Genomic DNA, 13681 nt, shown 5'->3' on the forward strand with positions numbered 1-13681 from the left:
TTATTTTTGACTAAAATTAATAAATTCGATTATGATGCAGCGTTCTAAAATTGCCGGTATCGGTTATTACGTTCCAAAAAATGTGTACACGAACACTGATCTTTCCCAATTTATGGAAACCAGTGACGAATGGATTCAAGAGCGGACAGGTATTAAAGAACGCAGGTTTGCTGACCGACTCGAAGAAACCACCACCACAATGGGAGTTGAGGCTGCCAAAATTGCTATCGAGCGTGCAGGTATTACCGCCCAGGATGTGGACTTCATCATATTTGCGACCTTAAGTCCCGATTATTACTTCCCCGGCTGCGGTGTTTTGCTACAGCGGGAAATGGGGATGAAAGAAGTTGGCGCGCTTGACATCAGAAATCAGTGCTCTGGGTTTATTTATGCGCTTTCTGTAGCCGATCAATTTATTAAAACGGGTATGTATAAGAACATACTGGTCGTAGGCAGTGAAAAACATTCTTTCGCCATGGACTTCGAAACCAGAAGCCGGAACGTTTCCGTAATATTCGGGGACGGGGCTGGAGCAGTAGTGCTCCAGCCTACTTCAAAAGAAGGTCAGGGTATTTTGAGCACCCACTTGCATAGCGATGGGGCAGATGCAGAATTGCTTGCGATGTTCTATCCAGGATCTAATGCGAATAAATGGCTTAAGGATAAACCTCCTTACCCAGATCAGGAACTTGGGGGATTATTTTTAACTAGAGAGCAGCTAGAAGGTGGCGCAGCGCTACCCTACATGGATGGTCCTGCCGTATTTAAAAAAGCAGTAGTTAAGTTTCCGGAAGTAATTAAAGAAGCTCTTGTGGCGAATGGTAAGAGCGAGAAAGACATTGACCTCTTAGTTCCACACCAGGCAAACTTGAGGATCAGCCAATATGTGCAACAACTGCTTGGGCTGCCAGATGAGAAGGTTTTTAATAACATTCAGAAGTATGGCAACACAACTGCGGCATCAATTCCAATAGCACTTTGCGAAGCCTGGGAAGCGGGAAAGATTCAAGAAGGTGATCTGGTTTGTCTTGCCGCGTTTGGTTCAGGCTTTACATGGGCCAGCGCGTTGATCGAATGGTAGGGGAATTGAAAAGTTTAACTTCCTTTCGCTGATCTTGTCATCTGTTCAAAAGCATCCCACATGTCATCGTCAATGGCTTCCATTCCATTAAACTGGCCTGCACCCTGCAACCATTCACCGCCATCAATCGTAATGACCTCACCATTAATATAACCAGAAAAATCACTGACAAGGAATGCTGCTAGATTCGCGAGCTCCTGGTGTTCGCCAACTCGTTTTAGTGGAACCCTATTTTTGAAGTTAAATTTTTCTGCTAGATCGCCAGGCAACAATCTTTCCCACGCACCTTTCGTAGGAAAAGGTCCGGGTGCAATCGCATTAGTTCTAATGCCGTACTTTCCCCATTCCACAGCCAATGAACGGGTCATGGCCAGTACTCCACCCTTTGCACACGCAGAAGGCACAACATATGCAGATCCAGTAAAGGCATAGGTCGTAATGATATTTAAAACACTTGCCGCTTGTTTTTCCTTAATCCAATGCTTACCAAAAGCCAGTGTACAATTTACCGAACCTTTCAAGACAATATCAATAACTGATGAAAATGCGTTTGCAGACAAACGTTCAGTTGGCGAAATAAAATTACCTGCCGCATTGTTCAATAACGCATCTACCTTACCGAAAACCTTTAGACTTTCAGCTAATACCTCTTCAACCTGGCTGTATTCGCGAACGTCACATGCCATCGCCAGAACTTTCCCTCCGGTTTCCTTCTCCAGTTCTTCCGCTGTCTTTTGCAGCACTTCAAGCTTCCTGCTCGTGATTACCAAATTTGCACCCAATTTTAAGAAGTAGGTGCCCATTGCCTTACCAAGGCCTGTCCCGCCGCCGGTGATAACTATAGTTTTTCCTTTTAGTGCATCATCACGCAACATTGGCTCATTATACATCGCTATTTTCTTTGGAGGTTATCAATGATAGTTTTTAAAATACTTCTGGTGGACGGTGACCACCATTGCGTCAGCATTTGAGCAAGTGCTTCACTTTGATCTGCACTGGTCGCGGCTATTAGACTTTTTCGGATGTTCAATTTGCTTTGCTCCCAGGTATTCCTCTCCATCGCCATGTATTTTCTGATCTTACGTTCTGCTGCCGTAAGTATACTTGCCGGATTAACAACTTCATCTATCAGGCCTATGCTCAAAGCTTCTTCCGGATTAAATAATCTGCCTTCCAATAAGCTTCGTGAAGCGTTTGCCTGACCAATCCAAAAGGAGTAAAGAACAAATATACTTTCTGGAACTATGATGCCAACAGGTACTTCATTTAAGCCAATAATGTACTTCCCTTCAGCCATAATGCGATAGTCGCATGCCAATGCAATCACACAGCCCCCAGCCGGACTATGACCATTGATCGCAGCAACCAGAGGTTTTTTAAACGAAGTGATCGTTGACGTAAAATTCAAAAATTTATGCCAAAAAGCCGCCGCCTCTTCCTGCGAATAATTGTAGAGCTCGATCAGGTCCAGGCCAGCTGAAAAGAAGTGCTCCTTTCCCGTAATGATCGCGCCGGCAATGTTCGAATCACCAGCTATATTTTTAAGAATGTCATCCAGCTCGGTAATCATCTCCCCATTCATAGCATTTGACTTACCACGGTCAAGGGTGATGATCGACAGGTGATCTTTAATGGTGACTTTAATTGTATTCATAATTCGCTTGCAGCTTACTTAACAGTATAGGTGTAAACTGTTCTGGAAAGGTTCCCAAACATATCTATACCTTCCAAAACAATACGATGTGTGCCAGGTTCATCAGAGCAATAATAGGTAAACTGGCTATTACCTGTCTTGTTAGTGGCAATCAATGGATCCCAGAAAATAGTAGATCTAAAGTCAGCAGCGCTGTCAGTAGACTCCGGACTGTATTTTGGAGAATAGAATACTCTGCTTACATTGTATCCCTTAGGGACAAACGTCGTAATTCCCTCAACAGACACTGGGGAATTAAATGCACTTCCTCCACCGCGTTTGGTAGTAATAATTAATACCCCACCACCGCCTCTTGAGCCATATATTGCCGTATTTCCAATGCTTTTCAAAATCTCTACGGTTTCAACATCATTGGGAATAATATTGTCTAAAAAGTCGGCTTCCATATACATACCATCAACTATAAGTTGCATTGGAGCCCCGTTATTTCTCATAAGCGAAGGCACGCCATTTCTAAACATCAAACCTGCTACCCTTCCCTGTAAACATTGAGACAAGGTCACGCAACTTTGCAATTGCTCTGCAGTGATTACTGCGTCCGCATTCCCGCCACCATTTAAATTTGCAGAATTCTTTACCTTGGTTCTCGTATCAGTGATTTTTACTTCTTTTAGCGTCAGACTCCTTTCAAGCAGACCTCGTCTGGTCAGTTCGTCAAAATAGTTTTTGCTTTGTTGCAGGTAACCTGAGAGTGCATCGTTGACATTGACAATCACATCGCCAGTGTTTTTATTTTTAGTTACAATTTCTCCGCTTACCACATCCATTTTGAAATCAACATTGCGTTTGCCCTTTAACGTACGGGCCTGGATAATAAACTTGGTGCTGTCTCTAAAAGCCAAACTGTCAAAATTGAACCTACCATTATTATCTGTAAGCGTATCCAATGACAAGAATCCTCCGCTTGTAGAAAATAAAGAAACCTTAGTTTTCGGAATCATTTGGCCTCCCGTAGTAGCAATTGCACCAGAAACAGCCAAACTACTTTCACGCTTATAACGGATATTAGGCGACAAATTACTAATGACATTATTCCAGATGATACGTCTCCAACCTTGAGTAAGCAGGAGGTTATCTAAATTGGAACGGGTTTCCGCATCGTTGTTATTTAAGTAATAGTTTGGTTTTTCGACGTAACCAACCAGATCGGAAGTAAGGAGTAGGGTAGTAAAAATGTTGCTTTCATTGAGTTCATCAGGCGTAACAGATTTAGTGTTTGTCACTGAAACAGAAAAACTTCCTTGTACAGGCTTTGCCTGAAACTGAGCGTTTATGTCAACAGTAACCTTTTCTCTGGGACTATAACTTTCTTTGTCTGTCTTTATCGTGCTGACAATTTTATCTGAATCGTTGTTAACAAACATCAGACGTTCACCAACAGGTTTGTTCTCTCCATCGAATAACGTAAGCTGAACAATGCCCGTCGGCAGGTCTTCTTTCTTGATCACGGTGGAAATCACCGGCTTTGTCGAATTAGATCTGGTTGCAAAATAGACATTGCCATTGTGCTGAGTGACTAATTTCAACTCACCTTTATTTAGCAAGCCCTGTGAAACCAGTATTTTTACCTGAAGATTATCTGCATTATTTACAGCAGATATCACATAACCCTGAGGGAGTGCTTTAGGCAACTCAAATGTTTTTTCTGAGCCATCCTTAAAGGTGATCTTTGCCTTATAAACTTTTCCAGGTTGCGGATTAACGACGAAATTGCCCATACCAAGGTGCGTGCTTTTTAAGCTGTTTACTTCCTGCCCATCATTATCTATAATTACGCCAGTGATGTCCTCGCCAAGGCCATCTGAATTTACTGCTTTAAAGCCTACTTTACTTGGTAATTCTTCGACAAGGTTTCCGCTTTCAGGGAAAAACTGTACATCAACCTCATTACTGGTTGATTTAATTAAAATATCTTTAATAGCCTTTTTGCCATCAGGTAAGGTCAGCGTAGCAGTGATCTTACCTGATTTATAAATACCAGGTTGTGCATTTACAAACGTAAGATTAATTTCGCCTTGTTCATTTGTCGTCGCTTTCCCTTTCAAGATACTTCTAAAACTTAACTGGACATCGTAGTTTAGATTGGCTAATGCATAGGGCTTGCCATCCTTATCGGTAAATTTCACCAAGGCATTTACCTGTTGGGCCGCATTCTTTTTTTCAAAAGTGTAGCTTGCATTAGTAAACACCTTGTTCGACCATGAATTTCCAATTTTGATTGTCTTATCAAAGAAAAAGTCTGTTCCGGCGTTTCTCATCCATTGCGTATAAGCTCTGATCCTGTAGTTACCTTCGGTGAAAGATTCAGGTAACTTGAAGTCTCCAGCCCCAATCCCTGAGACAAGAGGCAACTTCAATGATTGTTTAACAGAATCTTTTTCATTGAGCAGCTCAACGTACAGCGCTCCGCTGATTTCAGAAGGCTTTGAGGTTTGTGCGTTCACGACGTAAGCTTTAAACCATATGTCGTCCCCAACCGCATAATAGGGTTTGTCAAGGTGAAGATAAACTTTTTCCTGCTGATATCCATTTGCATAGACCTCCATCTTTTTAAGGATAGCACTAAATGGATCATCCTGGTAACGAAAAGCAAACACTGCCACCAGACTCAAAGTCAGTAGCGAGAAGAGGGATAATTTATACTTCATATGGGGGGCTTTAAAACTTATTCTTCCACATCATACTCTCAACAGGTTTTGTGGTTTTATTACTGTATTTCGCATTTGCTTTATTGTTATACATGGTTTCAATGTCACCTTCCACCATAAAATAGATCAATTGGCCAATAGGCATCCCCGCATAGATCTTCACTGGCTGTGTGCAGGAAATCTCTAAAGTCCAGGTGTTGCAAAAACCAACATCACCCTTTCCGGCGGTAGCATGAATATCGATACCTAATCTTCCTGTACTCGACTTACCCTCTAAAAATGGAATATGCGCATGAGTTTCTGTATATTCTAACGTGACACCAAGATATAAAGTGCCTGGATGAAGAATGTATCCATCTTTCGGAATTTCAAAGTGTTCAATTTGATTGTGTGCCTTTGCATCAAGGATCCGGTCTTTATAAGTTGCAAGGTATTTTCCAAGGTGCACATCATAGGAATTAGTGCCAAGGGAGCTTTCGGTAAATGGCTCAATTATAATCGTTCCCTTCTCAATTTCCTCAAGAATTCGTTTGTCTGACAGGATCATTTGTAAAGTATTTGGACTAAATTATGATTATTTTAAGATACTTTTGCATTGTATTCTAAAAAGAAGATGCCCATAGTTTTTAATAAAAGAATTGACGACGACACCGTTCTTGCTGTTTGGAAGATTGAAGAAACTGAAGAGCAACTGATGTCAGGCTTACAACTAAAACAGCATGAGCTGGATGTGATCGCTTCTTTAAACAATGGCAAGCGATTGCTCCATTGGTTAAGCACCAGGCTGTTGCTTCGAATGATGCTGAACACATCAGAATATATCGACTGTCAGATTGATGAGCATGGCAAACCATACCTGCCTAACTCCGGCTATCACATCTCCTTAAGTCACTCTTACGACTATGCTGCAGTGATTATTGGAAAGACACGAAAGGTAGGCGTAGATATTGAACTGATCAAACACAAAATAAAAACTATAAAACATAAGTTTCTCTCTGATCTTGAGCTTGCACAAAAGCAAATTGGCGACAATGTCAATGGTCTATACGTATGCTGGTGTGCCAAAGAAGCTATATTTAAATGGAACGGCAGAAAAGGCCTTGAGTTTAAGCAGCACATACATATAAAGCAATTTAAACTGAAAGATGAGGGAGAACTAACAGCCCTTGTGGAGCTCCCTGAAGGAACTCAGGAGTTGAATATTAAATACTTCAAAACCGCTGACGGTTATATGCTTGGTTACGTAGTGGCATAATCCCAATGAATAAAAACGTAAAATTTCTCGACTGGGGCCTGCTGGATTATCAAAGTGCCTGGGATCAACAAGACGCTATCTTCGAGAGCACTGTTGCGCTTAAGACACAAAACAGAACCAACGGAACTACATTCGCCACCCCTAATTACCTTGTCTTTTGCGAACATCGTCACGTTTATACATTAGGTAAAAGCGGTAAGCCGGAGAATTTACTGTTGGATGAGCGGGGACTTAACGACAAGCAAGCTACTTTCTATAAAATTAATCGAGGAGGTGATATTACCTATCATGGGCCAGGGCAAATCGTAGGTTACCCAATTCTTGATCTGGATAATTTCTTCACTGACATCCATCTCTATTTACGAACCCTAGAAGAGGCAGTAATTCTTACTTTAAAAGATTACAGCATCAATGCCGGTCGCTATCCCGGCTTTACGGGTGTATGGATTGATGCAGATAATGATAAAGCGCGTAAAATATGTGCGCTGGGAGTACGCTGCAGTAGATGGGTAACCATGCATGGCTTTGCCTTTAACATCAATACAGATCTCGAATATTTTAATAATATTGTGCCATGCGGTATTGACGATAAGGATGTGACTTCCATGAAGCGGGAACTGGGGTATGACCTGAATATGGATGAAGTCAAAGATAAATTGAAGAACCATATCGCTGTACTTTTTCAAATGAAGCTTATCTAAATCTTGACAACTGGTTTTCACGTATATCCTGCGTAATGAAAACATTGTATTTTATTCTTGGATTTTTGTTGATATTGGCTTGTAAGAAAGTTGCGGTCGTTGACGTAGAGACCCCGGTGACTATTACGCCTGTGAAACCTACTGATACACCGGTAAAACCAATTGATACTTCAAAAAAGCCTGTGGATACCGCAAAAACACAACCTCAAAATCCCAATAAAGGTAAACAACTAAACTACCTCGCTCTTGGCGATTCTTACACCATTGGCGAATCGGTTCCAGCTTATGAAAGCTTTCCACTTCAGTTGTCCGCTCAACTTAAAACTAGCGGCTTAATTGTCAATCCTCCGACAATCATCGCAAGAACGGGCTGGACAACAGCTGAGCTTCAGGAAGCAATAAAAAGCTCTGGCGTCATCCAGAAATTTGATTTTGTAACTCTGTTAATCGGGGTTAATAATCAATACCGAAATCAATCTAAAGACGTATATAGAAAAGAATTCAAGGAACTACTAAAAATTGCGATAGATTATGCCAAAGGTAACAAGGCGCATGTGTTTGTGGTGTCGATTCCGGATTGGGGAGTAACGCCTTTCGGTAAAAACAGCGGCAAAAGTCAGCAAGAGATCTCCGTTCAGATTGATGCCTTCAACACCATTTGTAAGGAGGAAACCCTCGCCTTGGATGTCAGTTACACGGATATCACCCCCGCTTCCAGAAATGCCGACACAGATTTAAGTCTGGTAGCAAAGGATGGATTGCACCCTTCTGGTAAAATGTACAATAGCTGGGCTCTAAATGTTACCCCGATTATTGTTAAGGCATTTAAGCCTTAAAGGAGGTTAAATGATTGTAGTCCTTTACGACAGCATTTAAAAACTCAAGCTCATTCATGTCCTGTGGCTTGCTAACACCTATCAATTGAGCAGTTTTAGGACCCATAGTAAGTATCAATTCTCTATTTCCTGTTTTATAAAATGTTCCAATAACCTCATAGATCAACTCCACATCACGGTCAGTTAATTGCTGAACAGTCGGAAACATTGGTATATAGTTTGGATCAACTTCATGCGGATGAAAGGCAATGTGTTCCATTGTAGTTCTCGGAACCATCTTGATCACTGTCGTTCCAGCAACAACATCGCCAATCCGCTGTTTATTTTCTGTGACTGCAATGGAGATCAATCCTCCGGTTTGAAGAGTAAAGACGAAGTCAATTAGTCGGAACAGCCACCGGATAAAATATTGCCCAAGAGTCGGCTGACTTCCATCAAGGCTTATCACCTTAATTTTCAAAAATCTTTTCCCAATACTCTGTCCATTAAAAAAGATCTCAAAGATGAGATTATAAAAAATGTATCCTGCAAAATAGGCAATCATCAATACTAAAATCACGACTTCGCCTTTAATGGCAGCAGAGATTAGACCCATCAAAATGAATAGTATGTATAGGATAAGGAAAAACAAAAGATCAATCAATCGTGCTGCAATTCTCTCGCCCAATCCAGCAACGGGATAATCGATAGCCACATTCTGACTAGTGTTTACTTTTATGGTATCCATACTCAAACATAATAATTACTAATATGGAATTTATTATAGGGTTAAATTAGTTTTTGTTAATTTGACAAAAAATTACTCCTTACGCTCAATATGAGAGAAGCACTGTTCGTCAAGCAAAATTCTGCAAAGTGGAAGGCCTATGAGCAACTTCAAACCAACAACCCGGACGACATAGCGGATCGGTTTATTGATATTACCAACGACCTGGCCTACGCCAAAACCTTTTACCCAACGTCTAAAACAACTGCCTATCTAAATGGGGTAGCCTCTGTGCTACACCAATCTATCTACAAGAACAAAAAAGAGAAGACCAGTAGGTTCATTACTTTTTGGAAGCTGGAGCTTCCCACTCTTTTCTATACCTACAGGAGACAACTGTTATACGCGTTCTTATTCTTTGTAACCTTTGCTTTGATCGGAGCACTGTCGGCTAAATATGACGATACGTTTATACGTCTGATCCTTGGTGAAGGGTATGTAAACATGACAAACGAAAACATTGCGAAAGGAAATCCTTTTGGCGTATACAAACAATCCGGCGAGTTTGAAATGTTTTTTAGGATAGCTGCGAATAATACGTATGTCACGCTGGTTACTTTTGTGACTGGAATTTTCCTTGCCATTGGACCAGTCTTCGCCATGATGCGAAACGGTGTTATGTTAGGCTCTTTTGAATACTACTTTTTCAGCAAAGGCCTGGGGATGGAGTCTATACTCGTCATCTGGATACATGGCACCCTGGAGATTTCCGCAATAATCGTTGCCGGAGCCGCAGGCCTGGTGCTAGGACACGGTTTATTGTTCCCAAAAACATATACGCGGGCACAGGCATTTATATCAAGTGCCAAAGACGGAACAAAAATAGCTGCAGGGATCATCCCCATTATAATAGTGGCCGCATTTCTGGAAGGCTTCATAACCCGGCATACCGGCATGCCGGTCTGGCTTAGTGTAAGCATTCTTACCCTCTCCTTAACTTTTATGATCTGGTACGTGATCATCTATCCAAATAAACTAAATAAACGCAATCAAAAGTCAACCCATGAGTAACCATTTAGAATTTAGAAAACAGAGAGAATTCGGCGAGATTATCAGTGACACTTTTCTTTTTATTAAACAGAATTTTAAACCATTATTGAAAGTTTTCTTTTATTTATGTGGCTTTTTTATCCTGGCATCAATACTTTCTGCAGTCACACACCTAATAAATGTAAGTGATGTTCTTATTGACAGCTCCCGGCGGCCACAGCAGGCCTTTAGCAAAATGTTTTCCTGGAGTTATTTCCTGGTAATTCTGTTATACCTTATTACTTACTCAGCAATTACGGTTACTACTTTGAGTTACATAGCTGTATACATTCAAAAGGAGAATGTTCCGCCTTCTCCAGAAGAAGTTTGGACATACTTTAAATACTACTTTTTGAGAGTTTTAGGCAGTACTATCCCTATAACTTTATTAATGATTGTAGGTTTTATTTGCTGTATAATACCTGGAGTCTACATATTTCCTGCATTGTCATTGTTCTTTGCAGTAATGGTTCTTGAAAACGGCAGCTTTGCCTATTCTTTTGGAAGAGCCTTCAAGCTCTCTCATAAGGATTGGTGGGCTACAGCAGGTGCAATGTTCATTATATGGATCATCACTTACGCGGCATTTTTAATACCAAGTCTGCCAGGCATTATACTTGGTATGATTATCGGATTCACACAAGGTGCTGCCTCTATATCAAAAGTCTGGTTAGTTATTGCAACAGTAGTTCAGTACCTCTCTTATGTGTTCATGATGATACCGTTAATAGGCGTGGCGCTTTGCTATTTCAATCTTGCAGAACGCTTAGAAAGTGGTGGATTGCTAGCGAGAATTGATACCTTAGGTAAGCAAAGCACTTCCTCGGATACCCCGGAAGAATATTGATATGTCTATAGCGTTCTCAAAAGTTGATACCGCCATTGTGGTCCAGTTAAGACACTTTGACGCCCGGAAGCTGAAAAGCTATACGGCCGATAGTGACTTTAAGTATGACGATGCTCCTGTAAACACCGATTGGTGGGGCAGGTTTTGGAGGTGGTTCTGGCAGCTTCTTGAAGACGCGCTTGGCAATGGCCCTTCAAGCAGGATTGTAGGATATTTAGCTTTATCAATCCTAATTGCATTTGCGTTGTTTATTGTTTTTAGAATCTTGGGCGTTGATCTTAAGATCTTTTCAGGAAAGTCAAAAACAGTCGATGTTCCATACATGGAGGTTCAAGACAATATTCATGAAATGGACTTTACACTGGAAATAGAAAAGGCAATCGCAGCAAATAACTTCAGGCTTGCAGTTCGTTTATTCTACCTGCGTATTTTGAAGCAGTTAAGTGATGCGGATCAAATACATTGGCAACCCGAAAAGACAAATCAAGCCTATATATCAGAGATTACTGATCCTTCCAGAAAGCATGCTTTTAAATATTTGACTGATCAGTTCGAATACGTTTGGTATGGTGAATTTGCTATCAACAAGCAACAGTTTGATCAGATGAAAACAGGATTTGAAAACTTTAAATCTAAGTCTGCATGAAGGGGTTAAAGTTGTACCTGGTGATTAGTGCGGTTTTTGTCGTTGTGTACGTCGTTGCCCAATATTACAAGCCCAAACCTACGGACTGGACTCCGACTTATTTAAAAGAAGACAAACTCCCGTTCGGGCTTTTTATATTAAATAAGGAAATTGGATCTTTATTTCCGAATGCAGTAGTACGGTCCTCAAGAGAGCCGGTTTACAATACTTTGAAAGGTGTGAATTACCGCAACTCTAATTACCTGCTTATTGCAGGTAGTTTGAATCTTGATAAGCTCGACTATAGAGAATTGGATCGCTACTTAAGAAATGGTAACGATGTATTCATTGCGACCTTTGAGTTGGGTAAGGTTTTGAGAGGCAGGTTAAAAATTCAAACTGATGTGGTTTATGGAATTGCAGAGAAAGAGAGTGTCCCTATAAACTTTGTGAATCCCTCGCTTAAGAGCAAGAAGGCCTATAGGTTCAATAAAGGCTTGGGCGATCAATTTTTTAGCCACTTTGACAGCACCCGAGTGACTATACTTGGTAAAAACAGAAATGGGCAGGCTAACTTTATTAAGTATTCCTTCGGTAAAGGCAGTCTTTATCTTCTTCCAAATCCTCAACTCTAAACGAACTATAACTTAATCAGGCCAGATGGGGCAGATTATGCAGCTAAAGCATTGTCTTATCTTAAGCCTGTACCCACCGTAATCTGGGATGAGCGCTATACTAAAGGCAATATTGAGGACGCTTCATTACTTCGGGTGATCTTTAAGAATGATAAACTTCGTTGGGCTTACTATATTGCGTTGATCAGCCTGGTCGTATTTGTTCTGTTTGAAATTAAGCGGCGACAAAGAATCATTCCTATAATCCCAGCCCTGACAAATTCATCCGTTGAATTTGTAAAGGTTGTTGGTAGCGTCTACTACGAACAACGCGACAATACAGATATCTCGCAAAAGAAAATCAGTTATTTCCTGGAGTTCATCAGGAGCAATTTCCGTTTAAAAACACAGGAGCTCGATGAGGAGTTCAGTGCAGCCTTGGTTCACAAGACAGGTTTGCCAGATGAGGCGGTACGTTCAATGATTCAGCTCATTAATGGCATCATGGCTTCAAAGAAAGTAACAGATCAACAACTCATATCGCTCAACAAAAGCATCGAACATTTTTATAAACAAGTCCAATAAATATGGAATCAGAATTATACAATACACGTACTGACCTCACAGAGCTAAACACTGCAGTTACACAGATCAGAGCATCACTGGCTAAGATCATCGTTGGACAAACAGAGACAATAGATTTTCTTATTGCAGGCTTGTTGGCTGGAGGGCACATTCTGATCGAAGGTGTCCCGGGAGTGGCAAAAACGCTGACGGCAAAACTTGTAGCGAAAAGTATTGATGCAACGTTCTCAAGAATACAGTTTACACCAGATCTGATGCCATCAGATGTCATTGGTACTTCCATATTCGATCCAAGATCTTCATCTTTCGAATACAGGAAAGGGCCAATATTCGGGCATATTATTTTAATTGATGAGATCAATCGGGCTCCTGCTAAAACCCAGTCGGCATTGTTTGAAGTCATGGAAGAGCGGCAGATTACTGTTGATGGCCACACTTACCCTATGGAGGAACCTTTTATGGTTTTGGCTACACAGAATCCCATTGAACAAGAAGGTACTTACAGACTTCCGGAAGCCCAATTGGATCGTTTTCTGTTCAAAATAGAGGTTGGTTATCCTACCTTGGAAGAAGAAACTCAAATACTCGTCAACCAACATCAGCAGCATTTGGGTGCTGAGATTGATCACATACTGCCTATTCTAAGCATAGCGCAGGTTAAAGCCTGTAGAAATGTGATCAAGGCCCTACATGTCGAGCCGAAGTTGCTTGCCTATGCTGCACGAATTACTCATGAAACACGGAACAGCAAATCACTATATCTGGGAGCTTCTCCAAGGGCTTCGTTGGCAATGATAAATGGAGCGAAGGCAATGGCGGCCATGGCTGGGCGCGACTTCGTAACACCTGATGACATTATCAAGGTCGCTGCACCAGTGCTCGCTCACCGGATTATGCTCACGCCAGATAAGGAAATGGAAGGGCTTACCGCAAAAGATATTGTTGCTCAGATTATTCAAACGATAGAAGTACCAAGGTAA

15 protein-coding genes are annotated in these 13681 nt (G+C 41.2%); 10 read left to right on the forward strand and 5 right to left on the reverse strand.

Going from position 1 to position 13681, the window contains the following annotated elements:
* Positions 1-31: 31 nt before the first annotated feature.
* On the forward strand, positions 32-1081 hold the full coding sequence (locus WKF66_RS03155; RefSeq protein ID WP_489672949.1) for a 3-oxoacyl-ACP synthase III family protein: 1050 nt from the start codon (positions 32-34) through the stop codon (positions 1079-1081).
* Between the two features lie 14 nt (positions 1082-1095).
* Here WKF66_RS03155 and WKF66_RS03160 read toward each other — a convergent pair whose 3' ends face one another.
* Genes WKF66_RS03160 through dcd form a run of 4 tightly spaced genes read right to left on the reverse strand, consistent with a single transcriptional unit; the run spans position 1096 to position 5990 of the window.
* On the reverse strand, positions 1096-1971 hold the full coding sequence (locus WKF66_RS03160; RefSeq protein ID WP_489672950.1) for an SDR family oxidoreductase: 876 nt from the start codon (positions 1969-1971) through the stop codon (positions 1096-1098).
* Positions 1972-1973: 2 nt separating this feature from the next.
* Complete coding sequence (locus tag WKF66_RS03165; RefSeq protein ID WP_489672951.1) at positions 1974-2735, reverse strand: enoyl-CoA hydratase/isomerase family protein; 762 nt, start codon at positions 2733-2735, stop codon at positions 1974-1976.
* Positions 2736-2749: 14 nt separating this feature from the next.
* Positions 2750-5443, reverse strand: coding sequence for a TonB-dependent receptor plug domain-containing protein (locus WKF66_RS03170; protein ID WP_489672952.1), 2694 nt, complete (start codon positions 5441-5443; stop codon positions 2750-2752).
* Between the two features lie 10 nt (positions 5444-5453).
* On the reverse strand, positions 5454-5990 hold the full coding sequence (dcd, locus tag WKF66_RS03175) for a dCTP deaminase (RefSeq protein ID WP_489672953.1): 537 nt from the start codon (positions 5988-5990) through the stop codon (positions 5454-5456).
* A 66-nt stretch (positions 5991-6056) separates the two neighbouring features.
* Here dcd and WKF66_RS03180 point away from each other — a divergent pair, with 66 nt between their 5' ends.
* From WKF66_RS03180 to WKF66_RS03190, 3 genes are read left to right on the forward strand one after another with little or no spacing between them, the layout of a single operon-like run.
* Entirely contained in the window at positions 6057-6698 is a 642-nt protein-coding gene (locus tag WKF66_RS03180; RefSeq protein WP_489672954.1) for a 4'-phosphopantetheinyl transferase family protein, read from the forward strand.
* A gap of 5 nt (positions 6699-6703) precedes the next feature.
* Entirely contained in the window at positions 6704-7399 is a 696-nt protein-coding gene (gene lipB / locus WKF66_RS03185) for a lipoyl(octanoyl) transferase LipB (RefSeq protein WP_489672955.1), read from the forward strand.
* Between the two features lie 35 nt (positions 7400-7434).
* Positions 7435-8235, forward strand: a complete 801-nt coding sequence (locus tag WKF66_RS03190) for an SGNH/GDSL hydrolase family protein (RefSeq protein WP_489672956.1) — start codon at positions 7435-7437, stop codon at positions 8233-8235.
* Here WKF66_RS03190 and WKF66_RS03195 read toward each other — a convergent pair.
* Positions 8225-8962 (reverse strand): RDD family protein, encoded by a 738-nt coding sequence (locus WKF66_RS03195; RefSeq protein ID WP_489672957.1) that lies wholly within the window; start codon positions 8960-8962, stop codon positions 8225-8227. The genes WKF66_RS03190 and WKF66_RS03195 overlap by 11 nt on opposite strands.
* A 90-nt stretch (positions 8963-9052) precedes the next feature.
* Here WKF66_RS03195 and WKF66_RS03200 point away from each other — a divergent pair, with 90 nt between their 5' ends.
* From WKF66_RS03200 to WKF66_RS03225, 6 genes are read left to right on the forward strand one after another with little or no spacing between them, the layout of a single operon-like run.
* A complete protein-coding gene (locus WKF66_RS03200) occupies positions 9053-10012 on the forward strand; it encodes a stage II sporulation protein M (RefSeq protein ID WP_489672958.1) in 960 nt (319 codons plus the stop codon).
* A complete protein-coding gene (locus WKF66_RS03205) occupies positions 10005-10877 on the forward strand; it encodes a hypothetical protein (RefSeq protein WP_489672959.1) in 873 nt (290 codons plus the stop codon). Before WKF66_RS03200 ends, WKF66_RS03205 begins: the two co-directional genes overlap by 8 nt.
* Position 10878: 1 nt before the next feature.
* Positions 10879-11523, forward strand: coding sequence for a DUF4129 domain-containing protein (locus tag WKF66_RS03210; RefSeq protein ID WP_489672960.1), 645 nt, complete (start codon positions 10879-10881; stop codon positions 11521-11523).
* Positions 11520-12137: a DUF4350 domain-containing protein gene (locus WKF66_RS03215; RefSeq protein WP_489672961.1), complete on the forward strand. Its 618-nt coding sequence runs from the start codon at positions 11520-11522 to the stop codon at positions 12135-12137. Before WKF66_RS03210 ends, WKF66_RS03215 begins: the two co-directional genes overlap by 4 nt.
* A 51-nt stretch (positions 12138-12188) precedes the next feature.
* Entirely contained in the window at positions 12189-12701 is a 513-nt protein-coding gene (locus WKF66_RS03220) for a hypothetical protein (protein ID WP_489672962.1), read from the forward strand.
* 2 nt (positions 12702-12703) lie between these two features.
* On the forward strand, positions 12704-13681 hold the full coding sequence (locus tag WKF66_RS03225) for an AAA family ATPase (RefSeq protein WP_489672963.1): 978 nt from the start codon (positions 12704-12706) through the stop codon (positions 13679-13681).

Origin of the sequence: Pedobacter sp., assembly GCF_037719805.1 — a bacterium.
Taxonomy (GTDB): Bacteria; Bacteroidota; Bacteroidia; order Sphingobacteriales; family Sphingobacteriaceae; genus Pedobacter.

What these genes read in the sequence shown, in the direction of transcription:
- WKF66_RS03155 (WP_489672949.1), top strand. Translation starts at nt 32, where the DNA reads ATGATGCAGCGTTCTAAAATTGCCGGTATCGGTTATTACGTTCCAAAA.
- WKF66_RS03160 (WP_489672950.1), bottom strand. Translation starts at nt 1,971, where the DNA reads ATGTATAATGAGCCAATGTTGCGTGATGATGCACTAAAAGGAAAAACT.
- WKF66_RS03165 (WP_489672951.1), bottom strand. Translation starts at nt 2,735, where the DNA reads ATGAATACAATTAAAGTCACCATTAAAGATCACCTGTCGATCATCACC.
- WKF66_RS03170 (WP_489672952.1), bottom strand. Translation starts at nt 5,443, where the DNA reads ATGAAGTATAAATTATCCCTCTTCTCGCTACTGACTTTGAGTCTGGTG.
- dcd (WP_489672953.1), bottom strand. Translation starts at nt 5,990, where the DNA reads ATGATCCTGTCAGACAAACGAATTCTTGAGGAAATTGAGAAGGGAACG.
- WKF66_RS03180 (WP_489672954.1), top strand. Translation starts at nt 6,057, where the DNA reads ATGCCCATAGTTTTTAATAAAAGAATTGACGACGACACCGTTCTTGCT.
- lipB (WP_489672955.1), top strand. Translation starts at nt 6,704, where the DNA reads ATGAATAAAAACGTAAAATTTCTCGACTGGGGCCTGCTGGATTATCAA.
- WKF66_RS03190 (WP_489672956.1), top strand. Translation starts at nt 7,435, where the DNA reads ATGAAAACATTGTATTTTATTCTTGGATTTTTGTTGATATTGGCTTGT.
- WKF66_RS03195 (WP_489672957.1), bottom strand. Translation starts at nt 8,962, where the DNA reads ATGGATACCATAAAAGTAAACACTAGTCAGAATGTGGCTATCGATTAT.
- WKF66_RS03200 (WP_489672958.1), top strand. Translation starts at nt 9,053, where the DNA reads ATGAGAGAAGCACTGTTCGTCAAGCAAAATTCTGCAAAGTGGAAGGCC.
- WKF66_RS03205 (WP_489672959.1), top strand. Translation starts at nt 10,005, where the DNA reads ATGAGTAACCATTTAGAATTTAGAAAACAGAGAGAATTCGGCGAGATT.
- WKF66_RS03210 (WP_489672960.1), top strand. Translation starts at nt 10,879, where the DNA reads ATGTCTATAGCGTTCTCAAAAGTTGATACCGCCATTGTGGTCCAGTTA.
- WKF66_RS03215 (WP_489672961.1), top strand. Translation starts at nt 11,520, where the DNA reads ATGAAGGGGTTAAAGTTGTACCTGGTGATTAGTGCGGTTTTTGTCGTT.
- WKF66_RS03225 (WP_489672963.1), top strand. Translation starts at nt 12,704, where the DNA reads ATGGAATCAGAATTATACAATACACGTACTGACCTCACAGAGCTAAAC.